Annotated in this window: 25 protein-coding genes and 2 pseudogenes; 10 read left to right on the top strand and 17 right to left on the bottom strand. The window is 38.6% G+C overall.

Annotated features, from left to right (window positions below; genetic code table 11):
- Positions 1-92: 92 nt before the first annotated feature.
- The 3 genes from ACO1B7_RS15960 to msr(E) form a co-directional block, all read right to left on the bottom strand.
- A complete protein-coding gene (locus tag ACO1B7_RS15960; RefSeq protein ID WP_001280601.1) occupies positions 93-1,418 on the bottom strand; it encodes an ISNCY family transposase in 1,326 nt (441 codons plus the stop codon).
- A 251-nt stretch (positions 1,419-1,669) separates the two neighbouring features.
- A complete protein-coding gene (locus tag ACO1B7_RS15955; protein WP_000155092.1) occupies positions 1,670-2,554 on the bottom strand; it encodes an Mph(E) family macrolide 2'-phosphotransferase in 885 nt (294 codons plus the stop codon).
- Positions 2,555-2,609: 55 nt separating this feature from the next.
- Positions 2,610-4,085, bottom strand: a complete 1,476-nt coding sequence (msr(E), locus tag ACO1B7_RS15950; protein WP_000052512.1) for an ABC-F type ribosomal protection protein Msr(E) — start codon at positions 4,083-4,085, stop codon at positions 2,610-2,612.
- 562 nt (positions 4,086-4,647) lie between these two features.
- Here msr(E) and ACO1B7_RS15945 point away from each other — a divergent pair.
- Positions 4,648-5,973: an ISNCY family transposase gene (locus tag ACO1B7_RS15945; protein WP_001280601.1), complete on the top strand. Its 1,326-nt coding sequence runs from the start codon at positions 4,648-4,650 to the stop codon at positions 5,971-5,973.
- 90 nt (positions 5,974-6,063) lie between these two features.
- On the opposite strand, the gene nadS is transcribed toward ACO1B7_RS15945, so the two are convergent.
- On the bottom strand, positions 6,064-6,336 hold the full coding sequence (gene nadS / locus ACO1B7_RS15940) for a NadS family protein (protein WP_000369781.1): 273 nt from the start codon (positions 6,334-6,336) through the stop codon (positions 6,064-6,066).
- Entirely contained in the window at positions 6,329-6,649 is a 321-nt protein-coding gene (locus tag ACO1B7_RS15935) for a type II toxin-antitoxin system RelE/ParE family toxin (protein WP_000897307.1), read from the bottom strand. The genes nadS and ACO1B7_RS15935 overlap by 8 nt, the downstream gene beginning before the upstream one ends.
- Before the next feature lie 181 nt (positions 6,650-6,830).
- Here ACO1B7_RS15935 and ACO1B7_RS15930 point away from each other — a divergent pair, with 181 nt between their 5' ends.
- Both ACO1B7_RS15930 and ACO1B7_RS15925 read left to right on the top strand, forming a co-directional pair.
- Positions 6,831-8,156: an ISNCY family transposase gene (locus ACO1B7_RS15930; protein ID WP_001280601.1), complete on the top strand. Its 1,326-nt coding sequence runs from the start codon at positions 6,831-6,833 to the stop codon at positions 8,154-8,156.
- A gap of 120 nt (positions 8,157-8,276) precedes the next feature.
- The gene (locus ACO1B7_RS15925) at positions 8,277-8,696 is read left to right on the top strand and encodes an SMI1/KNR4 family protein (protein WP_001180106.1); all 420 of its coding nucleotides are present in this window, start codon (positions 8,277-8,279) and stop codon (positions 8,694-8,696) included.
- A gap of 79 nt (positions 8,697-8,775) precedes the next feature.
- Here ACO1B7_RS15925 and ACO1B7_RS15920 read toward each other — a convergent pair whose 3' ends face one another.
- The 3 genes from ACO1B7_RS15920 to ACO1B7_RS15910 all read right to left on the bottom strand — a co-directional run bounded on the left by ACO1B7_RS15920 (position 8,776) and on the right by ACO1B7_RS15910 (position 10,805).
- On the bottom strand, positions 8,776-9,057 hold the full coding sequence (locus ACO1B7_RS15920; RefSeq protein WP_000985609.1) for an addiction module antidote protein: 282 nt from the start codon (positions 9,055-9,057) through the stop codon (positions 8,776-8,778).
- Entirely contained in the window at positions 9,058-9,360 is a 303-nt protein-coding gene (locus ACO1B7_RS15915; RefSeq protein WP_000286964.1) for a type II toxin-antitoxin system RelE/ParE family toxin, read from the bottom strand.
- 119 nt (positions 9,361-9,479) lie between these two features.
- Positions 9,480-10,805, bottom strand: a complete 1,326-nt coding sequence (locus ACO1B7_RS15910; RefSeq protein WP_001280601.1) for an ISNCY family transposase — start codon at positions 10,803-10,805, stop codon at positions 9,480-9,482.
- 190 nt (positions 10,806-10,995) lie between these two features.
- On the opposite strand from ACO1B7_RS15910, the gene ACO1B7_RS15905 reads away from it, so the two are divergent.
- Entirely contained in the window at positions 10,996-11,526 is a 531-nt protein-coding gene (locus ACO1B7_RS15905; protein WP_000172759.1) for a hypothetical protein, read from the top strand.
- Between the two features lie 88 nt (positions 11,527-11,614).
- On the opposite strand, the gene ACO1B7_RS15900 is transcribed toward ACO1B7_RS15905, so the two are convergent.
- The 3 genes from ACO1B7_RS15900 to ACO1B7_RS15890 all read right to left on the bottom strand — a co-directional run bounded on the left by ACO1B7_RS15900 (position 11,615) and on the right by ACO1B7_RS15890 (position 12,782).
- On the bottom strand, positions 11,615-11,929 hold the full coding sequence (locus ACO1B7_RS15900; protein WP_004728120.1) for a BrnA antitoxin family protein: 315 nt from the start codon (positions 11,927-11,929) through the stop codon (positions 11,615-11,617).
- Positions 11,916-12,203 carry a BrnT family toxin gene (locus tag ACO1B7_RS15895; RefSeq protein ID WP_000438825.1) on the bottom strand — a complete coding sequence of 96 codons (288 nt, stop codon included), beginning with the start codon at positions 12,201-12,203 and terminating at the stop codon, positions 11,916-11,918. The genes ACO1B7_RS15900 and ACO1B7_RS15895 overlap by 14 nt, the downstream gene beginning before the upstream one ends.
- 246 nt (positions 12,204-12,449) lie before the next feature.
- Positions 12,450-12,782 (bottom strand): MerR family DNA-binding protein, encoded by a 333-nt coding sequence (locus tag ACO1B7_RS15890; RefSeq protein WP_117008139.1) that lies wholly within the window; start codon positions 12,780-12,782, stop codon positions 12,450-12,452.
- Positions 12,783-12,807: 25 nt separating this feature from the next.
- Between ACO1B7_RS15890 and ACO1B7_RS15885 the strand changes: the two genes are divergently transcribed.
- The 4 genes and pseudogenes from ACO1B7_RS15885 to ACO1B7_RS15870 all read left to right on the top strand — a co-directional run.
- Positions 12,808-13,191: a transposase gene (locus tag ACO1B7_RS15885; protein WP_001055589.1), complete on the top strand. Its 384-nt coding sequence runs from the start codon at positions 12,808-12,810 to the stop codon at positions 13,189-13,191.
- On the top strand, positions 13,188-13,523 hold the full coding sequence (tnpB, locus tag ACO1B7_RS15880) for an IS66 family insertion sequence element accessory protein TnpB (RefSeq protein ID WP_000618091.1): 336 nt from the start codon (positions 13,188-13,190) through the stop codon (positions 13,521-13,523). Before ACO1B7_RS15885 ends, tnpB begins: the two co-directional genes overlap by 4 nt.
- 74 nt (positions 13,524-13,597) lie before the next feature.
- The gene (locus ACO1B7_RS15875; RefSeq protein ID WP_001094417.1) at positions 13,598-15,244 is read left to right on the top strand and encodes an IS66-like element ISAba16 family transposase; all 1,647 of its coding nucleotides are present in this window, start codon (positions 13,598-13,600) and stop codon (positions 15,242-15,244) included.
- Between the two features lie 30 nt (positions 15,245-15,274).
- A pseudogene (locus ACO1B7_RS15870) lies at positions 15,275-15,439 on the top strand (integrase core domain-containing protein); the annotation flags it as partial.
- A 33-nt stretch (positions 15,440-15,472) separates the two neighbouring features.
- On the opposite strand, the pseudogene ACO1B7_RS15865 reads toward ACO1B7_RS15870, so the two are convergent.
- Together ACO1B7_RS15865 and ACO1B7_RS15860 are read right to left on the bottom strand one after the other, a co-directional pair.
- Positions 15,473-16,465: pseudogene (locus ACO1B7_RS15865) on the bottom strand (site-specific integrase); the annotation flags it as partial.
- Between the two features lie 277 nt (positions 16,466-16,742).
- Entirely contained in the window at positions 16,743-17,303 is a 561-nt protein-coding gene (locus ACO1B7_RS15860; RefSeq protein ID WP_423090390.1) for a hypothetical protein, read from the bottom strand.
- A 349-nt stretch (positions 17,304-17,652) separates the two neighbouring features.
- On the opposite strand from ACO1B7_RS15860, the gene ACO1B7_RS15855 reads away from it, so the two are divergent.
- Positions 17,653-18,327 carry an N-acetylmuramoyl-L-alanine amidase family protein gene (locus ACO1B7_RS15855; protein ID WP_307889326.1) on the top strand — a complete coding sequence of 225 codons (675 nt, stop codon included), beginning with the start codon at positions 17,653-17,655 and terminating at the stop codon, positions 18,325-18,327.
- Between the two features lie 38 nt (positions 18,328-18,365).
- Here ACO1B7_RS15855 and ACO1B7_RS15850 read toward each other — a convergent pair whose 3' ends face one another.
- A complete protein-coding gene (locus ACO1B7_RS15850) occupies positions 18,366-18,899 on the bottom strand; it encodes a hypothetical protein (protein WP_043041555.1) in 534 nt (177 codons plus the stop codon).
- Between the two features lie 189 nt (positions 18,900-19,088).
- Here ACO1B7_RS15850 and ACO1B7_RS15845 point away from each other — a divergent pair, with 189 nt between their 5' ends.
- On the top strand, positions 19,089-19,517 hold the full coding sequence (locus ACO1B7_RS15845) for a hypothetical protein (RefSeq protein WP_125280692.1): 429 nt from the start codon (positions 19,089-19,091) through the stop codon (positions 19,515-19,517).
- Between the two features lie 105 nt (positions 19,518-19,622).
- Here ACO1B7_RS15845 and ACO1B7_RS15840 read toward each other — a convergent pair whose 3' ends face one another.
- From ACO1B7_RS15840 to ACO1B7_RS15830, 3 genes are all read right to left on the bottom strand, one after another.
- A complete protein-coding gene (locus tag ACO1B7_RS15840; RefSeq protein ID WP_228286912.1) occupies positions 19,623-20,285 on the bottom strand; it encodes a hypothetical protein in 663 nt (220 codons plus the stop codon).
- A gap of 19 nt (positions 20,286-20,304) precedes the next feature.
- Positions 20,305-20,562 carry a hypothetical protein gene (locus ACO1B7_RS15835; protein WP_121532423.1) on the bottom strand — a complete coding sequence of 86 codons (258 nt, stop codon included), beginning with the start codon at positions 20,560-20,562 and terminating at the stop codon, positions 20,305-20,307.
- A gap of 75 nt (positions 20,563-20,637) precedes the next feature.
- A complete protein-coding gene (locus ACO1B7_RS15830; protein WP_227541429.1) occupies positions 20,638-21,588 on the bottom strand; it encodes a tyrosine-type recombinase/integrase in 951 nt (316 codons plus the stop codon).
- Position 21,589: the final 1 nt, after the last annotated feature.

The following is a 21,589-nucleotide window of genomic DNA, read 5'->3' as shown; positions in this document are numbered from 1 at the left end:
ATTGGTGAGAATATAGACACTTTAAATGGTTTCTAACAAGGTTTGTTATTCCTAAGTAGAAATGTCCTACCTAATAACCAAATAGAAATGTCCTATATGGACAATTCCAAGTCAAGCACAGGATTTAGATTTCGTTCTTTGATTGCTATTTTCTGTGCACGTCTGCTTGGCATCTTTTGAGAACGATTGCGTTTGTTTTGTTGTTCCAGTTCTTCATGCTGTTGTTGGATATGATTCAGAACAGCACCCAACCGTTTATTCTCAACAATCTCTCGCTGATTCAGCTGACTTAATTTATCGAAGAGGCTGTAATTGATCTTTCGGCCATCATGCATGAGGGCTACAGTACCATCCGGGTATTCCAGGAACTCAAGATACTTACCGATCAACCTTTGATTTTCTTCGGTGTTTTCCAGGAGATATACGCATTTATCATAAGTAATCGTCAGGCTATTCGTGACTCTGCGGGGTTCACGCCAAGTAAAAATATCATCTAATTCTTCGGCTGTTTCAGTGATAGGCCGATGTAGATCCTTAGGATTAAAAGCCATCTTGGCGAACTTCTGATTGAACTGCTCAATGAAGCAGGGTAGCCAGGCATTAGCTTGCTCAATCGAGCTGATACCTTCCAGACGCATCTCCTTGATCAGACGGTCCTGAAGGGTTCTGTTGGCACGTTCCACACGGCCTTTGGCCTGTGGTGAATTGGCGAAGATGATATCGATATTCAGGGTACTGAGTACGCGTCCAAACTGGGTAATCTTGGTGTCTTTCTTGCTGCTTTGATTCACCCTGAAGACTGAATGTTTGTCGCTGTAAAATGCCAACGGCTTACCATGCTGCTCAACATACAAGCGTGTTGAAATCATATAATCAAAGGCTGATTCTGATTCACAGAAGCGTAAATGCTGCAATTTTCCTGTAGCATCATCGATAAACACCAGCAGACAGCATTTAGCAGCGCGTCCTTCAAACCAGTCATGATATGAGCCATCAATTTGGATCAGTTCACCAAAGCAATCCCGGTTGTAACGAGGCTGATACGGGCGTTTTAGGCGCTTGGATCGAGGAATCCATAAGTCAGCTGCAATCATCCAGGAACGCAGGGTTTCTACTGAAAGATCGAATCCATGTACGGTGGTGAGCTTTTCATGCGCTAAAGTGGGTCCGAAACCATGGAGTTGATCAGAAACAATATTGAGGCACTTGAGTCTGAGTTCTTCAGGAAGTTTGGAATTGCTGATTTGGCCACGACCGGCATGGGCTAATGCAGCGGGACCTTGAGCTTTGTATTTCTGCAGTAAGCGTCTGATCTGACGTTCTGAAATATGAAGTAGCTGAGCAGCCTGGGATTGAGTTATGCGTTGATCGCAGATTTCCTGCAAGACCGACAATCGTTTAAGTTCTTTATCCGACATAGACACCAACATATCAAACCGTCCGCTAACGAAATTGCAAAAGTGCATATTCTAAAAGCGGACATTTTTACTTTGGAGAAACCGGACATTTCTATTTTGGAGTTACAAGGTTACTTCACATAAGAAATTTTATGTTAAATGATTGTTAGAAATGCCCCTTGATCGAGGCATTTTCTATAAAGAATACTAAAAACTAATTAAAGCCAACCAAGTTTCAAAACAAGGCAGTTCTCAGCAATCATATTTTTAAATTATATAACTCCCAACTGAGCTTTTGCTCCAACGATAAGGCTTTCATTTTGAGTTTCTAAGGCAAATAAACCATACATCAAAGGAGAGGCCGCTGCTCTTTCTAAAGTCTGTTCATATAGTTTATTCCAAACTTTACCCCCTAGTTTTTCATACTCGATGATTAGAGTTTTGAGGCTTTCTTCTCCAAACAAAGTTACATGCCCAGCAAAATCAATCGCTGGGTCATCTATATGGGCTGTTGACCAATCAATAACGCCTGAAACAGCTCCATCCTTTGAAGCTAGTACATGCCCAGCATATAAATCGCCATGTATAAATTGGGTGAAATCTGCCCATAGAACATCATTATCCAACCATTTTCTGTAGCGGGTTTCCAATTGCTCACTTATACCAATTTCAGATTTTACTAACTGCAAATTGTTTGCTATTTCAGGTCTTAAATCTGAAGGTTTCATAATTTTCAAATCATTTTCCCGAACTTCTTTTTCAGGAATACTATGGATTTCAAATAAGGTTTTTGCCAAAGATGTTATGTATTTCGGGCTATCTTTGTCCATATTCCAAATTATTTCATAGGTTTCAGCATCCAAATTTAAAACAGGATTATCTTTAAGTATGGGATAAGCCACTAATTCTGTAGATGAAATTCTCCAATCAGGAACCTCTACAGAAAGATGTTTTTTTACCAATTCTAAAATGCGTTTTTCTTTCTTGATTTGTTCCCTCATGCCATCACGACGAGGAATACGCAGCAACCATTGTTGCCCCTTTGTATCAAGAGCAAAAACGACCTTAAAATCAATGCCCATTTCATTGAAATTCATTTTGTCCGTAAGCAACAAGCCGTGTGCTTCAGCAAGTGATTGAATATCTTGAATTGTCATTTTTAATTTCCTTTAAAGAGTTCAATAATTAATGTTCGGATTAGATTGGCTATCATTAACAATCTCTCTCAAAAGTCTTGATGATTTTGTGGTCTTTGATCTCGTAGATAATGTCAGCAATATTATCGACCAATTGCTTGTCATGAGATACGAAGATAATAGTTCCTGCATAGGACTTCATCATTGTTTCTAATGCGGCAATACTTTTTAGGTCAAGATAGTTTCCTGGTTCATCCATAAGCAAAATATTATATTTTCCTAAAAGCATTTTGGATAAAAGCAGTTTGATGATTTCACCTCCCGATAAGTCGGATAAGTTTTTTTGAATATCATTCGCTCCGATCCCCATTGAAGCCAATACTGCACGAATTTCCGCAACTGTGTACTCGCACTCTTCCTGCATAAAGGAGAGCACAGATTTATGCGTGTTAAATTTATATCCTGTTTGTGTAAAGTAGCCAATTTCAGCTTTTGGAGATATGGTTAATCCATCAGCACGTTCTGATATCATTTTTAACAAGGACGTTTTCCCTGTTCCATTCGATCCAGTTATAGCGACTTTAGCGCCAAGCGGTATTATAAAGTTAGCGTCATCAAAGATAGTACGGCTACCAAATTTTAAGCTCAGACCATCTGCCGTAATCGGGAACTTATTGTGCAGTTCTAGGGCTGAACTTTGACGAAAACGAATAGAACGCAAATGCTCTGGTGCTTGAATATCTTCTAATGCAGCCAAACGCTTTTCCATACTCTTAGCTGCCTGATACAGTTTTCTTTGCTTGGTGCCAGTCATTTTTGCATGCCCAAGTCGTCCAGCACTTTCGGTAGAGTTTTTGGATTTTTCTCCTTTTTTCTTATTGTCTAATCGATTAGCTTGCTGGCGTTTTTCTTGCACAGCAGATTCTAATCGCTCCCGTTCCTTCATCATCAGCTCATATTCTACGGCTTGGTGTTGTCGCTCTTCTTCTTTTTGACGCAAGTAATCCGAGTAACCACCCCAATATTCCGTAATTTTACCGTCTTTTAACTCCCATATCTTGTCTACAACCATATCAAGAAAATATCGGTCATGACTGATAACAAGTAATGCTCCATCAAATGCTTTAAGTTGACCAATAAGTAGATCTATTCCATTGAGATCAAGGTGGCTGGTTGGTTCATCCGCTAGAATGCCATGTACTTGTTGGGAAAATGCGGCAGCAATTTTTGCACGAGTTTCCTCTCCGCCACTCATTGTGTCGTTTTGTACATTGGAAACACCAAGGCGAGATAACATTGCCCGGTCTTCGACCGTTTCTATTTCGATTCCGCCCAGTTGGCTGATATGTGCAAAATCACCAAAACGCTGTAATGTCGCTTCGGCTAAAACAATTTCGCCATTAAGTACTTTGAGTAAACTACTCTTTCCTGCTCCGTTATCACCCACAAGACCAATACGGTCATAAGAGTGAATTTCCAATTCATCAATATCCAAAACATCACGCCCAGCATAATCCAAGCGTATGTTTCTCGCTTTAATAATTAAACTCATTTTTATTTACTCCTGTTTAGCTCTTGAAATTTTTTATGCAGCAAACAGGATTTAGGTGAAAACAAAAGCTAGCATCACAGTGTCCTCCCAAAAAAAAGCTATTCATCCACAGGGTGGACAAATAGCTAGTCAATTAAGTTATAACTGGAAACTATGCACTAAAAGCATACTTATAAATTAAGCATACTTTTACTTTATATATCCGCATATATTCTTAAAGACACAACAAAAGCCCACCATTATAAAATAGTGTCACTATGCAAATAGTTGTGTCTTAACGAATGCGGATAGAATGCATAAACTTACCTAAAAAATAAAATTCAGTTTTATGATAACTTTACTGTTAAAAGAAGTCTAGACAACCTTGTTTTATGCTTGGATATAAGGCTTATTTTAAAATAATAGTAGTGAAGATTTTCTAAAATTAACATAATACACCTTATACGAAATAAAAATGTAACTCCAAAATAGAAATGTCCGGTTTCTCCAAAGTAAAAATGTCCGCTTTTAGAATATGCACTTTTGCAATTTCGTTAGCGGACGGTTTGATATGTTGGTGTCTATGTCGGATAAAGAACTTAAACGATTGTCGGTCTTGCAGGAAATCTGCGATCAACGCATAACTCAATCCCAGGCTGCTCAGCTACTTCATATTTCAGAACGTCAGATCAGACGCTTACTGCAGAAATACAAAGCTCAAGGTCCCGCTGCATTAGCCCATGCCGGTCGTGGCCAAATCAGCAATTCCAAACTTCCTGAAGAACTCAGACTCAAGTGCCTCAATATTGTTTCTGATCAACTCCATGGTTTCGGACCCACTTTAGCGCATGAAAAGCTCACCACCGTACATGGATTCGATCTTTCAGTAGAAACCCTGCGTTCCTGGATGATTGCAGCTGACTTATGGATTCCTCGATCCAAGCGCCTAAAACGCCCGTATCAGCCTCGTTACAACCGGGATTGCTTTGGTGAACTGATCCAAATTGATGGCTCATATCATGACTGGTTTGAAGGACGCGCTGCTAAATGCTGTCTGCTGGTGTTTATCGATGATGCTACAGGAAAATTGCAGCATTTACGCTTCTGTGAATCAGAATCAGCCTTTGATTATATGATTTCAACACGCTTGTATGTTGAGCAGCATGGTAAGCCGTTGGCATTTTACAGCGACAAACATTCAGTCTTCAGGGTGAATCAAAGCAGCAAGAAAGACACCAAGATTACCCAGTTTGGACGCGTACTCAGTACCCTGAATATCGATATCATCTTCGCCAATTCACCACAGGCCAAAGGCCGTGTGGAACGTGCCAACAGAACCCTTCAGGACCGTCTGATCAAGGAGATGCGTCTGGAAGGTATCAGCTCGATTGAGCAAGCTAATGCCTGGCTACCCTGCTTCATTGAGCAGTTCAATCAGAAGTTCGCCAAGATGGCTTTTAATCCTAAGGATCTACATCGGCCTATCACTGAAACAGCCGAAGAATTAGATGATATTTTTACTTGGCGTGAACCCCGCAGAGTCACGAATAGCCTGACGATTACTTATGATAAATGCGTATATCTCCTGGAAAACACCGAAGAAAATCAAAGGTTGATCGGTAAGTATCTTGAGTTCCTGGAATACCCGGATGGTACTGTAGCCCTCATGCATGATGGCCGAAAGATCAATTACAGCCTCTTCGATAAATTAAGTCAGCTGAATCAGCGAGAGATTGTTGAGAATAAACGGTTGGGTGCTGTTCTGAATCATATCCAACAACAGCATGAAGAACTGGAACAACAAAACAAACGCAATCGTTCTCAAAAGATGCCAAGCAGACGTGCACAGAAAATAGCAATCAAAGAACGAAATCTAAATCCTGTGCTTGACTTGGAATTGTCCATATAGGACATTTCTATTTGGTTATTAGGTAGGACATTTCTACTTAGGAATAACAAAAAATGGGAGCCTTAAGCTCCCATTTTTTAAGTAATTTTTTCAAATAAGGCTTGGGTGAGCATCTAAAATTCGAATCAATGTAGCTGCTGGTCCAGTTGGATAGCGTCGTCCCTGTTCCCAATTTTGCAGGGTACGGGGGCTAATATGTAGACGTGCAGCAAATTCATTTTGGCTCAAGCCAGTTTTTTCACGTACTTCTTTAATATCAGGCAATTCGAGTTCTGTAACTCGGCTTGCTTTAACTTCTTTACGTTTGATAGCTCCAGCTTCTTTGATTGAAGCAACCAAGTCATCAAATAAGTTGTTATCCATGAAATTGCTCCTTCACGAGTTGGTGCAGAATGGCGGTTTCCTTATCTGTTAAATTATCTTTTACTGATTTTGGATAAGCCACTAAGAAAAAGATCTGATCATCCTCGGTGACCCAATAATAAATCACCCGTATCCCACCACTTTTCCCTTTGTTACCTTGAGCACAACGTACTTTGCGAATACCACCGCCATTCTTGATTAGGTCACCTCTATCAGGCTGTACCAAAAGATCTTGCTGAAGTTGACGATATTCCTCATCAGATACAAGGTCTTTAATTTGCTTGGTAAAGATGCTGGTTTCAATAAATAACATGGACTCTTTATACGTCAATGGCGTATTTGAATTTTAGCAGTTTCCATAACAAAAAACGAGAGCTGGTAGATCTCTGTAACTCCAAAATAGAAATGTCCGGTTTCTCCAAAGTAAAAATGTCCGCTTTTAGAATATGCACTTTTGCAATTTCGTTAGCGGACGGTTTGATATGTTGGTGTCTATGTCGGATAAAGAACTTAAACGATTGTCGGTCTTGCAGGAAATCTGCGATCAACGCATAACTCAATCCCAGGCTGCTCAGCTACTTCATATTTCAGAACGTCAGATCAGACGCTTACTGCAGAAATACAAAGCTCAAGGTCCCGCTGCATTAGCCCATGCCGGTCGTGGCCAAATCAGCAATTCCAAACTTCCTGAAGAACTCAGACTCAAGTGCCTCAATATTGTTTCTGATCAACTCCATGGTTTCGGACCCACTTTAGCGCATGAAAAGCTCACCACCGTACATGGATTCGATCTTTCAGTAGAAACCCTGCGTTCCTGGATGATTGCAGCTGACTTATGGATTCCTCGATCCAAGCGCCTAAAACGCCCGTATCAGCCTCGTTACAACCGGGATTGCTTTGGTGAACTGATCCAAATTGATGGCTCATATCATGACTGGTTTGAAGGACGCGCTGCTAAATGCTGTCTGCTGGTGTTTATCGATGATGCTACAGGAAAATTGCAGCATTTACGCTTCTGTGAATCAGAATCAGCCTTTGATTATATGATTTCAACACGCTTGTATGTTGAGCAGCATGGTAAGCCGTTGGCATTTTACAGCGACAAACATTCAGTCTTCAGGGTGAATCAAAGCAGCAAGAAAGACACCAAGATTACCCAGTTTGGACGCGTACTCAGTACCCTGAATATCGATATCATCTTCGCCAATTCACCACAGGCCAAAGGCCGTGTGGAACGTGCCAACAGAACCCTTCAGGACCGTCTGATCAAGGAGATGCGTCTGGAAGGTATCAGCTCGATTGAGCAAGCTAATGCCTGGCTACCCTGCTTCATTGAGCAGTTCAATCAGAAGTTCGCCAAGATGGCTTTTAATCCTAAGGATCTACATCGGCCTATCACTGAAACAGCCGAAGAATTAGATGATATTTTTACTTGGCGTGAACCCCGCAGAGTCACGAATAGCCTGACGATTACTTATGATAAATGCGTATATCTCCTGGAAAACACCGAAGAAAATCAAAGGTTGATCGGTAAGTATCTTGAGTTCCTGGAATACCCGGATGGTACTGTAGCCCTCATGCATGATGGCCGAAAGATCAATTACAGCCTCTTCGATAAATTAAGTCAGCTGAATCAGCGAGAGATTGTTGAGAATAAACGGTTGGGTGCTGTTCTGAATCATATCCAACAACAGCATGAAGAACTGGAACAACAAAACAAACGCAATCGTTCTCAAAAGATGCCAAGCAGACGTGCACAGAAAATAGCAATCAAAGAACGAAATCTAAATCCTGTGCTTGACTTGGAATTGTCCATATAGGACATTTCTATTTGGTTATTAGGTAGGACATTTCTACTTAGGAATAACAGATCTCGTTTCGCATAACAGCCATTATGTTAAATTGTAGTAAGAACTTTAATGCGATAGAGCAGAATGTATATGCAAAATAAGCTTGATAACATTATTCAAGAATTAAAAGAACTATCTGGGAATAGTCGTCTAAACATAGAACTACCTGATGATATTTTCATATCTGCTTATGAACGAAAAATAGGTTTTATTTTTCCAAAAGATTATAAAAAAGTTTTGAAAGAGATTAGCAATATCTTTTATGGAACAATTGAATTAGCGTCTCTTACAGATGAGAAAGAATGCTATCGAGGGCTATCTCAGATATTAAATGATGCTAGGGAGCAAGGTCTGCCAGAAGATTGGCTACCTATTTGTGAAGATAATGGTAGTTATTATTGCCTATCTCCTAATCATAAAATTAGATATTGGACAGCAGATGGATATAGCGATGAGCAGTGGGAAGATTTAGCAGATTGGATCAAGCAAGTTTGGATAGATGGAAATTAAGAATTTCTAAAATTAACATAATACACCTTATACGAAATTAAAAAATGGAGCCTAAAGCTCCATTTTTTAATAACTTTTTTTAAATTGCTAAGCGTAAATTCAGTGCTTTTACAACTTTAATCACAGTATCAAAACTAGGGTTAACATCACCAGAAAGTGCTTTATAAAGACTTTCTCGGCCTAAGCCTGTATCTCGTGATAATTGAGCCATTCCTTTAGCTTTTGCAATGTTACCTAAAGCCTTTGCAATGAATGCGGCATCGCCATTAGATTCTTCAATACATGCTTGTAAGTAAGCCTGCATATCATCCTCTGTTTTAAGATGCTCAGCACTGTCCCATTTGCGAAGTTTAATAGCCATTTATAGCTCCTCCTCTAAATCTTGTGCCAATTGCAGGGCAAGTTTTATATCTTTACTTTGCGTAGACTTATCTCCGCCTGCTAAAAGAATAACAACCCTTTGCCCTTGCTTGCAGTAATAAATCCTATAGCCTGGCCCAAAGAAGAAACGTAATTCAGAAACACCTTCACCGACCGGCTCAGTATCTCCAAAGTTTCCATCTTCAACCCGATCAATTCGGACTTGTATGCGTCTTTTTGCCTGCTGGTCTTTTAACTTGGTGAACCAGTCATCAAAGACTTCAGTGGTATATATTGAGTACATAAGTAGAATGTATCCTATAGGATACATTTATGCAAGAAATAAACTTGATATTTGGGGCTCGAAACGGTGATGTTATTCCTAAGTAGAAATGTCCTACCTAATAACCAAATAGAAATGTCCTATATGGACAATTCCAAGTCAAGCACAGGATTTAGATTTCGTTCTTTGATTGCTATTTTCTGTGCACGTCTGCTTGGCATCTTTTGAGAACGATTGCGTTTGTTTTGTTGTTCCAGTTCTTCATGCTGTTGTTGGATATGATTCAGAACAGCACCCAACCGTTTATTCTCAACAATCTCTCGCTGATTCAGCTGACTTAATTTATCGAAGAGGCTGTAATTGATCTTTCGGCCATCATGCATGAGGGCTACAGTACCATCCGGGTATTCCAGGAACTCAAGATACTTACCGATCAACCTTTGATTTTCTTCGGTGTTTTCCAGGAGATATACGCATTTATCATAAGTAATCGTCAGGCTATTCGTGACTCTGCGGGGTTCACGCCAAGTAAAAATATCATCTAATTCTTCGGCTGTTTCAGTGATAGGCCGATGTAGATCCTTAGGATTAAAAGCCATCTTGGCGAACTTCTGATTGAACTGCTCAATGAAGCAGGGTAGCCAGGCATTAGCTTGCTCAATCGAGCTGATACCTTCCAGACGCATCTCCTTGATCAGACGGTCCTGAAGGGTTCTGTTGGCACGTTCCACACGGCCTTTGGCCTGTGGTGAATTGGCGAAGATGATATCGATATTCAGGGTACTGAGTACGCGTCCAAACTGGGTAATCTTGGTGTCTTTCTTGCTGCTTTGATTCACCCTGAAGACTGAATGTTTGTCGCTGTAAAATGCCAACGGCTTACCATGCTGCTCAACATACAAGCGTGTTGAAATCATATAATCAAAGGCTGATTCTGATTCACAGAAGCGTAAATGCTGCAATTTTCCTGTAGCATCATCGATAAACACCAGCAGACAGCATTTAGCAGCGCGTCCTTCAAACCAGTCATGATATGAGCCATCAATTTGGATCAGTTCACCAAAGCAATCCCGGTTGTAACGAGGCTGATACGGGCGTTTTAGGCGCTTGGATCGAGGAATCCATAAGTCAGCTGCAATCATCCAGGAACGCAGGGTTTCTACTGAAAGATCGAATCCATGTACGGTGGTGAGCTTTTCATGCGCTAAAGTGGGTCCGAAACCATGGAGTTGATCAGAAACAATATTGAGGCACTTGAGTCTGAGTTCTTCAGGAAGTTTGGAATTGCTGATTTGGCCACGACCGGCATGGGCTAATGCAGCGGGACCTTGAGCTTTGTATTTCTGCAGTAAGCGTCTGATCTGACGTTCTGAAATATGAAGTAGCTGAGCAGCCTGGGATTGAGTTATGCGTTGATCGCAGATTTCCTGCAAGACCGACAATCGTTTAAGTTCTTTATCCGACATAGACACCAACATATCAAACCGTCCGCTAACGAAATTGCAAAAGTGCATATTCTAAAAGCGGACATTTTTACTTTGGAGAAACCGGACATTTCTATTTTGGAGTTACAGGTGAATTTCGTATAACCGCCATTATGTTAAGTTAATCAAAATTCTTAATGCACCAAAACCTAAAAATTTAAATGGAGTAAAAATGACTTTAAAGGGGTTAGATATTCAAGAAGATTGTATCAAAGCTATTTCTAATGAATCTTTAATATTTGATATTAAGAATAAAGAGTTTTTAGAGGATATAGAAAATCTTTTATTACAGTATTTTCAAAATTTTAGTAATGATTTAAATGGAATTGAGTTTGATAATTTTTCTGTGGAGTTTTGGTTCGATGCAGGACAATTGATTATTTATCCTGAAAAAGATTTATTAGATCGTAAACCCTTTGAATCTGAATATGATTTAGATAGATTAGACCCTTATTTTTATCTAGTTTGTGAAGAATATAGGATATATTTTGATGACTTAATATCTCGAAAAGTAAGCGATCAAGTATCTGAAAAAGAAGCTATTTCTAAAACTAATGACGTAATTGATTGTGTAAGCAAAGCTATAAAAAATATAAATGATGAAAACAATCTTTTAAAGATGTTAGGCAGGCCTAAATTAGAAATAAGATATTTCGGTGTAACGAAAGAAGAACTTTTAGCAAAAGAAATTCTCGTGAAATGAAGTAGATATTTTTGTCGTATTAAGGAAAACTAAAATTAACATAATGGGCGTTATGCGAAGTCAAAAATGGGAGCTTAAGCTCCCATTTTTATTGATGATTTTTTAATTCTTTCAGCATAGCATCCCGTAAAATTTCATTCATTCGTGTTTGATAACCTTTGCCTTGTGCTTTGAACCAAGCAAGTACATCAGCATCTAACCGAATTGAAGTTTGTTGCTTCACTGGGCGGTAAAATTGATTTTGGCGTACAGCACTGCTCCAATCGGTAATTTCAGGAATATCTGATAGATCTAGCTGATCATCAGGAACCGTGCCTTTAGCAAGCAAGCGTTGAATTTCAGCATCTTGCTTCTCACCAAATTTCTCATTCAGCTCTTTGCGTGAGTATCTAACCATGCTCATATTTGTTTCGCTCCGCTTTAGTCACTTGCCTTGCACTAATGATTCGTATGATTTCACAGTCATCTTCATCAAAAATGGTGTGAGCCACCAATAACATTAGTACGCCTTTAACTCGTCCAATGGTTTGCCAACGTTCTTCACCATCGGTATGTCTGTCTTGGATTGAGATCCGTAATGGATCTTCAAAAACAAGGCTTGCAGTTTCGAAAGAGATATCATGCTTTTTCTGATTTTTTCGATTCTTAGCCTCATCCCATTCAAAATACTGTTCCATAAAAAACATTCAAATTTGTATATACAATAATGTATCACAAAATTGTATAACTCAAGTTGAGAAGCGTAATTTTTAGTCAAATTTATTGGCAAGAACTATCAAAACTGCTCATAAAAAAGCCGACTTGTTTCCAAGTCGGCTTTTGAACATCATCGAGCAAATAATTTATATCATAAGTTTTTGATTTTTATATTTTTCAATTTGTGCATTTCGTATAACGCCCATTATGTTAAATTGAGGGGAATTTCAGCTATTCATTTCTAATTTTTTGATGATATAACAGTTCTCAATTTTACGATTATCCCCACAAAGATTTTCTAAGTCATCTAATTGTTTCTTGAAGGAGGTTAATTGCTTAATTCTATTATCTAATTCTTTTGTATGTTTTTTTATAAGGTTATTTACTTTAGTACAATTTTGATTAGGAGTTTCTAACTCCTCACATAGAGACTCTATATCTTTAATAGAGATACCTAAACTTCTACAATTTAATATAAAACTTAATTTATCTAATGAACGTAAGCATCCGGCTAACACAGCCTTACCAAGCGATCCTATAAGCCTTAATTTAGTTCCCACCTAAAAACAAGTGGGGACTTAATCCATGAACATGGATATATATTCAGCAACACCTCCTGTTGCTAAAAAACGCAGAACATACAGCAAAGAATTCAAACTCAGTATTGTCAATGCCTGTAAAAATCCTAATACCTCGATCGCTTCGGTCGCACTGCAACATAGTATTAATGCCAACCTTGTCAGTCGTTGGATCAGGATCTTCAGCCATCATGAGGGTGCCGTGCAGGATCCTACTCATGTGAATCCAGCATTTATTGCTTTGCCTTACACTGCTGCAATCAGCCAACCTATTGATGAGAGGATCACGTTGTGTATCACCGTGCCTCATACGAATAATGATATTCAGCTAAAATGGCAGACATCAGAAATACCTGCCTTGGCAGAATTACTCAAGGCACTTGCAACATGATCCGCATTGATGAAATCTGGTTGTCTACTCAGCCCATGGACATGCGTGCAGGTATGGATACGACCATGGCTCAGGTGGTGAGAGCCTTTGGCTACATCAAACCGCATTGTGCTTACCTGTTCTGTAATAAACGTGGCCATCGCATGAAAGTACTGGTACATGATGGACTGGGCATCTGGCTGTGTGCCCGGCGGCTGGAACAGGGCAAATTTCACTGGGCTCAAGTTCACCAAGGTGAAACCGTGGCCCTCAGCCCGGAACAGTTACAGGCACTGATCCAAGGTTTGCCCTGGCAGCGCATTGGACGACAGCAGGTGGTGACGATGCTTTAAACCAGGCTGTTCCATTCTGCTATTCTCCAAACGTTCTATTTCATTCTTCTCATGACCTCAGGCATACTGCGGTCATGAATACGCTGCCTGACTTAAGCCAACTGACCCATGAACAACTGCTGGAATTCACCAGACAGTTGGCGATGCAGCATCAGTCTCTAGCACAATCAAATCAAGAATTAGAAAAATCAAACCAGCAATTGGATGCCAAAGTTCAACATCTTGAAGTCACCAATCAGCAATTAGATTCTAAAGTTCAACATCTTTCTATTCTCAATCAAAAATACGAGCATGAACTCGCACTATTTAAACAGCACAAATTCGGCAGTAAAAACGAACATCTCACTGCAAAACAAATCCACCTGTGGGATGAAGCGGTTGAAGAAGATATTGCTGCGGTTGATCTAGAACTGGAACGGCTAAATGCAGATAAAACCGATGCAGCGACACAGAAAGCCAAAACCAATAAACCTAAACGTCGACCACTGCCAGATCATCTACACACCATCCGTATTGAGCATGAACCTGCATCAACCCAATGCGCTTGTGGCTGCCAACTCCGTCGTATCGGCGAAGATGTCAGTGAAAAACTGCATTTCAGACCGGCACAGTTCTATAAGGAACAGCATGTGCGTGGTAAATGGGTCTGTGATCAGTGTGACACCCTGACTCAGCAAGCGATGCCCGCCTATGTGATTGATAAAGGCATTGCTTCACCTGAACTGCTCAGCCATGTTTTGGTATCGAAATATGCCGATCATTTGCCGCTGTACCGTCAACGTCTGATCTATCAGCGGGCGGGAATCGAACTTTCTAGATCAACTTTATCTGACTGGATAGGTCGCTGCGGTGTAGAACTGGAACCTCTAGCCAATGCCTTAAAAGAGGTGGTACTACAACAGCAGGTGCTGCATGCAGATGAAACACCGGTCACCATCATGCGGATGGGTGAGAATGATAAAAAACCGAAGAAAGGTTATGTCTGGGCCTATGCCACTACACAGTACAATCCAGTTCAGGCGGTGATCTATGACTTTCAGGATAGTCGTTCAGGCCAGCATGCTGCAGAGTTCTTGAAAGGCTGGCAGGGTTATCTAGTCTGTGATGATTACAGTGGTTATAAAGCACGCTTTAAATCAGGCCAGGTCATTGAGGTGGGCTGCATGGCCCATGCACGTCGTAAATTCCATGAACTGCATGTAACTGGGAAAAGTCAGGTCGCTGAACAGGCATTAGTGCTGATTCAGAAACTGTATGCGATAGAAGCAGAGCTCAGGAAAAAGACCGATGGTACAGCGGAAGACCGCCGCGAATACCGACAACAGCATAGTCAACCAGTGATGCAACAACTATATGAATGGCTCAACCAACATCATCTGACAGTGCCATCGAGTTCTCCCACCGCCAAGGCCATCAATTACACTCTGAAGCGTTGGCCAGCTTTAAGCCGCTATCTGGATGATGGCAATCTACCTATTTGCAATAATTGGGTCGAGAATCAGATGCGTCCCTGGGCGTTGGGGCGCAAGAACTGGCTGTTTGCAGGTTCGCTGCGCAGTGGTCAGCGAGCGGCAAACATCATGACGTTAATCCAGTCAGCAAAGCTGAATGGCTTGGATCCGTATGCCTATTTAAGTGATGTGCTGAAAAGGCTGCCGACACATAAAGTGACCCAGATTGAAGAGTTACTGCCACACTGCTGGAAACCTAAATCGAATTAAAATTGGTATGGGATTCAGCGGACGCTTACGTATATTGAACGTTATAATCGGACTATACGTTATAGCTGGCTAAGCAAGCATCTATTTGACACACTGGAAGAAGTACAAGATTATGCAACAAACTGGTTGTGGCATTACAACCATGAAAGACCACATCAAGCTAACAAAGGAAAGCCACCTCTAAGGGCTGCTTAACCTCTACTTTTAACTTCGGTTATTTATGGGAGGATTACCATAACTTAAAGCAGAATAGGGAGGCTTTAAGGATGTAAATAAGATATGTGAAGGAATTTCTTTTCGGATTTCATTTATATAGATTTGAAGAATTCTGTAGTCTCGTTCCTGCAGTTTAATTACTCGGTACGAATATTCATTTTTGATTTTTGGCTTTTTTGATCGATCATCGAACTCATCATCTGTATTTGTAATAATTAAACTAAAACTATGATTCTGAATTGATTTTTTAATAGAGTTGGTTGTTAGTAGCATAAGCTCACCAATTCTAAGACCATAGTTGAGCATGAGATGTATGATCAGAAAGTTTCTGAGTTGTACATTTTTAGATCTAAAAGGATTTAATTCATTGTATTTATTAGAGTTACTTGGTGAAATGACTGAATACAATCCTTTAATCATTTCCTGATTCATGCTCTTAAAATTATGATTTATCTCACTTTTAATTGTCTTATTGGCTTTTGAAAAATTATTTATAATTTTTTTCTTTATTGTCATATATTTATTCAAGTTTTCTTTAATTTTTTGAATTTCCTTCAACGTAAGTTGTGGCTGTGATTGCATGCTTAAGTATTCATTAATCAAGAAGTTGTAAAACTTTAAGAAGGATCTAACTCTATGACCAATTGTTGTGTAATTAATATGTTCTGAATTGCTTAGCCGTATAAGATTACTTTCAAGTTTTTTATTATTTTCTAAGTAAACAATGAAATTATCAATTTCACATTGAATGATCTCAAAATTATAGGATGTCGAATAGAACGACTCACAAAAGGACGTGGCAAACTTTTCAAACCAAAATTCATACCAAAATTTTATTGCGATTAAATCTGCATGCTGCGTAGAGATACTTTGAAATCTAAGAAATTTCATGGTGTACAGCATAGGGTACATACATGGACAGAATGAATCTAAATCAAATAAAAGAATAATTTGATTTTCGTTTGAGACTTTCTTTTCTAAATGAATTGTTTTTAAAGCAAACATAGTAAAGTTTATGAATTATTCTTAAGGTCAACATATCATATTTTATGATTGAAATAGAAATTAGTTAAGTTATTGAATCTTAGTTCAAGAAAGAAAAATATGAAGTTATTGTTAGGTGTATCGGAATTGTCATAATTAAAATTCTCAAAGGAGTAGAAAAGGCACTACCCCACAATTTTTTTCTCTCAAAATGTCATTCACTGTCATTTTTTTAGTGGCAAGTACCAGGTGCAATTCTTTTTTACGGTGTATTACACCGTAGATGTTTTGAGTGAGCTTAGCTGGCACCGTAAAAGTTTTGATCGACAAAATATCCAAACTCAAGTGGACTGTTAACCCATTTGCTAAACAAAACGTGAAACAACAAATTATTGTAGTCTATATATTTTTCATAATTGTTCACGATACCTAAGTTCAGCAAGTTTTTTTCAAACTCAATGCGTTCAATGGGTTCTGATTTCACAAATGCATGGATGGATGCTTTGATTACATGATAATTATAACTTTCTGATGAACATTGACGTTCACATGAAATAACTCCAGCTTCAATGAACAAATTAATATTACGCTGCCAAGAACGTCCGTGAATGTGGTAATTCAGGCAGTCACCAAGTTTTTGCAGATCTGACAATTTAAAGGATTTGTTTTGGCAAATTGCAAAATATGTAAATGTAAAATAACGATATGAAATATCTTTTTTTAATGTCTTAAACTTAGGATTGTCATAAAAGTTAACATTAGCATTCGTTCTATATATTTTAAGGAACAGCTCACCATACTTACTTAATCTATAATATTTAGCTGAACGACAAGTAGAACGCCCTAGATCCTCTATCATCCCTAATTGGACCCAATTTTTAATAAGACGCTGAATAGACCGAACGAGCCATTTAGACTTATACCCCTCTAATTCATCTATATAGGTGCCTTTCAGGAAGTGAATACTCAATGGTCGTGGGTGATGTTCTACAAACTGAGTGAACAGTCGATGTATAAATTTTATATCCAAAATTGTATTTAGATCCCTCATGATAAGTACTTTAAAACCATTTTAAAACCATTTTAAAACCATTTTAAAACCATCTTAAAACCATCTTAAATCATTTCAACAAAACCCTTTAAACCTTTTAATTTTTTTTAAATTTAATATACTTAAAATCCTAATAATAGCTTAAAGGGTTTTAATTGTGCTAAAGCTAAAATGTATATCGATATTAGCAATGTCAATCATTACACAATCTATCTTTGCTGAAAATTCAGTAGTACTTGATGTTGGCCATTCACCAAAACAAGCTGGATCTACTGCAGCTAACGGCTATCCTGAATACACTTACAACCTAAGCATGGTCAATTCTATTGAATACTTTCTTAAATCGCGTCATGTCCAAGTGCTCAGATCTTCAGTGAATGAAGATAAAGTCTCACTGGTTCAACGTGCGACCAGATACCCTAATGCTAATCTTTTTATTTCGGTGCACCACGACTCAATACCTACTGAGCTGACCAAGTACAAGAATCAACTCAAGGGTTTTTCAATTTTTGTATCAAAGAAAAATCCAGAATACGGAAAAAGTTTGAAATGCGCCAATCTCATTGGCCAGAACCTAAAATCAATTGGTGAAAGCCCTTCTACTTACCATGGCATGAATATACCAGGTGAAAACAAAAAGCTTTTGACCTCAAATGGCGTATATCAATATGACAATCTAGTGGTCCTGAAGAAATCACAAAAGCCGGCGGTTTTAATTGAGATCGGCGTGATTGCCAATCCTGAAGAAGCAAATCGCTTATCTAATCAGAAAGTAATCTGGAAAATATCTGAAAATATTGCTCAGTCGATACAGCAATGTTTAAACCAATAAGGTGCATGCTGCAGTAATCAATATGCACCCCTCTAGAATTAGAATCTTATGCCGACCGTTTCACCATCATCATTGACCGCACCAGCATCATAAGTGTTATGCCATACGCCATTAATCATGACCAAGTGTGGCGCCCAAAATGACACTGTTTGAATATTATGCAAAACATCATCTGGCGTATCGAAACTAGAAGCACCTATATAGCGGAAGAACATCAAGTTTTCGCCTAGTTCTTCAATATACATTTCAGGATCAAAGTCATCCAAAAACTCTTTATCTTCACGTATCACTTCGTTTAACTCAGTTTCAACGAGTTTGAGTAAAGCGGTAGGCGTAGGTAAACCATCATAAGCCCATTCAGACTCTTTACCTTCAAGTTCCATCCCATCTTTAATATCAAATGCAGCGACATATCCAGTAAAGTAATTTTCAGCTTGCGAGAAGTTATTCGGCATGTCTTGATAGTATCCATCAAGTACGGTCTTAATCTTTGCCAAGGTTGCATCAATCGTACTTTGAATTGCACTTTCAGCACGTTCTTGAGCTGTACCTCTTTGCTTAGCTTGCCCCATGTGTACCCCCTGATTATTCACATTTTGACTAGTATTTTATTTCTAAAGCCTATTGTTTCAGCACTTTAAACCGATTCAGTATATACCAAAGGTTTGCTATTTATATTTCATATATACGATAAGTCTCAAATACTACAAATGGCTTGGTAGCTAAGTGATATAACATGTTTTTGTGCTTCAGGCTTTACAATGCTTTTCTCAGATTATCTAGACCAACATGCCGTTATTCTTGCGCTATGTTTGGCAATCTGCATATCTTCAGTTGTGGTTTATACAAAGTATAGAACTCTACGCGCCGTTTATCTTACTGGTGCATCCCTATTCACTTTAACCGCCACAATATTTCTATCGATCGGATTTTATTTAACTACATTGGATGTATCTGCTTCAGATAGAAAGGAGATCCAAAGCATTATTTCTCAAGTGAGCCATGACAAAAATATCGCTTCAGCAATTGAACTCAATCAAAGAAATAACTATGAATTATTGGTTGCAGTATCTCAAAAGAAAAACCTTACCTACTCAGATCTAGGCAGTATTCAATATGGCCAAGTACGTGACACAGTAAATTTGACGAAATATTCTCAATACAAAACTTTGGTGAATGCTGAGTACTAATTTTTATTGTTGTTTGCGTTGTTCAAGAACGCTGATTTATGCACTACTCGTTGTTCTTCCTCATATCGTGAAGCGTTTTCCTTAATAGCGATCGTCAGCATCACTTCATGAGCCACGCAATATAGAGATATATTTCTTAGACATTGTTTCCATAAAAGTTCTGGATAGAGTTTTGTATAGGTCAGGAATGTTCTTTTCCCAAAACAACAATATTTCACCCTTCGTTTTGCATAATTTAAAATCATCGGTATTAGTGAGATCCTCTACCTGTTGGATCATCACTTCCCTTTCTTTTTCTTTGGCTTGTTTTTCTAAAACTTTTTGTTCCTTGATTTTGTCTTGTTCAGACCAAAAGTTCCTACTTTTCTCGCGTTTTTCACTGTCAGTAATGAACTTAACCAAGTGGAATAAATGTTCCATCCATTCATCCGTATGGGTTAAGCCAAGGATGCAACCATTTAGATTAAAGCCAACATTAACCAGGCCTATATCTGATGATGTTTTATTTCTGATATTCAAAATGACATCTTCATCCAGTTCATTTTCTGCAATGAATTTGTCTATATAGTGTTGGTACTCTGGAGATAGAAAACCGTCAAAGGTATATCGAACAACTTCTACCAGTAAAAAATTAACCCCGAAAAGTTCAATGTGTTTTTCAATCTCTTCAACAGGAATTTCCAACTGCATTGTAGATACGAGGCTTTCTACGTGGACCAGTGGCTTACCAATTTGCTGTAACTTTTCATAAAGCTCATTTGCATTCATGGGTTGGTTCAATCCGTTTTTATATTTTATTCAGCACAGCCAATGTCGCATTGAGCATATCGACTGAAACCTCTAATTTTTTTGCTAAACGGGCCATGTTGCCGTCATCAAGTATTCTTAATGCCTTATGTAATGAAGCATAGTTTTTTAGGTCTGAAAACTCTTCAATTTTTTCATTGATATAGACATCATCTAAACCAGCTTCTTCAAAACACTCAATTACAGATAAGCCAACATATGAAAGTTTCTGTTTTTTAACATCTGTAGTCTTAGCCATTACCGGTACCATCAAAAGTTAATTATTTCGATCGTTTACGATATATCTTTAGAAGTACAAGAAGCGAATAAATTATTAATCTTGGTTCGCTCTAGCGCGTGGATGTGCATCTTTATAAGAACTAATCAACGTTTCGTGATCTACAAGAATATATACTTGTGTCGAAGATAGTGATTTATGACCTAGCATTTCCTGAACGGCGCGAATATTTTTTGTTTTGTTATACAAGTGCGATGCAAAACTATGTCTCAAAGCATGAGTACTACCAATATTTCCAGAACCATGCGCCTTTAACAGAGCTGTAATGCATGCACCTAAATGGTTTTTCGCAATATGTTTGCCAGATGGTGCAATGAATAAATATCCGCAGTCTTCTACTCCAGCTTTTGAAATCCAACGATTACGAACTAAAAGCCAAGTAGAAATAGCCTCTAGTGATTTTTTTCCTAAAAAAACAATCCGTTCATTATTTCCTTTACCCAATACCTTTAGTTGCATAGCACTGAGGTTGATATCACTTAGTTTGATGGCATGTAATTCAGAGATACGTAAACCGCCAGAATAAGCAATTTCTGCAGCTGCTAGATCTCTTAACTTTTGATTATTGTATTTCGGATTTAATGGCGTCTTGTTATCAAGTATCTCATTCAACGTATTCACGGCGATCGGGCGCGGTAAGCTTTGGTTTTTGAACTTAACCCGAATGTCAGAAAAGAAGTTTTCAGGTATATATTCCTTACGCAGACAATAGTTCAGGAAGTTTTTTAAAGCTGATAAATTTTTGTTGAGTGTTCTTGCAGAAACAATATCAACATCGATTCGATGCAACCGAAATGATGTGATGTAATCGCGGTCTAGTTCCAATAGATGTTTACCTTTAAAAAAAGGCATTTCTAACATCAAAAGTAAGCTCTTTTTGTATTCATTAATCGTCATGTCGGACTTATTTTCAAGCTTCAGGCTATCAAGCCATTCTTGAATCAATTCCTCATTCGACATGCTATGCATGGATAGATTTTCCGACATA

Origin of the sequence: Acinetobacter lwoffii, from assembly GCF_049367455.1 — a bacterium.
Lineage (GTDB): Bacteria > Pseudomonadota > Gammaproteobacteria > Pseudomonadales > Moraxellaceae > Acinetobacter > Acinetobacter lwoffii_W.
This window is presented reverse-complemented; position numbering and strand designations above follow the sequence as displayed.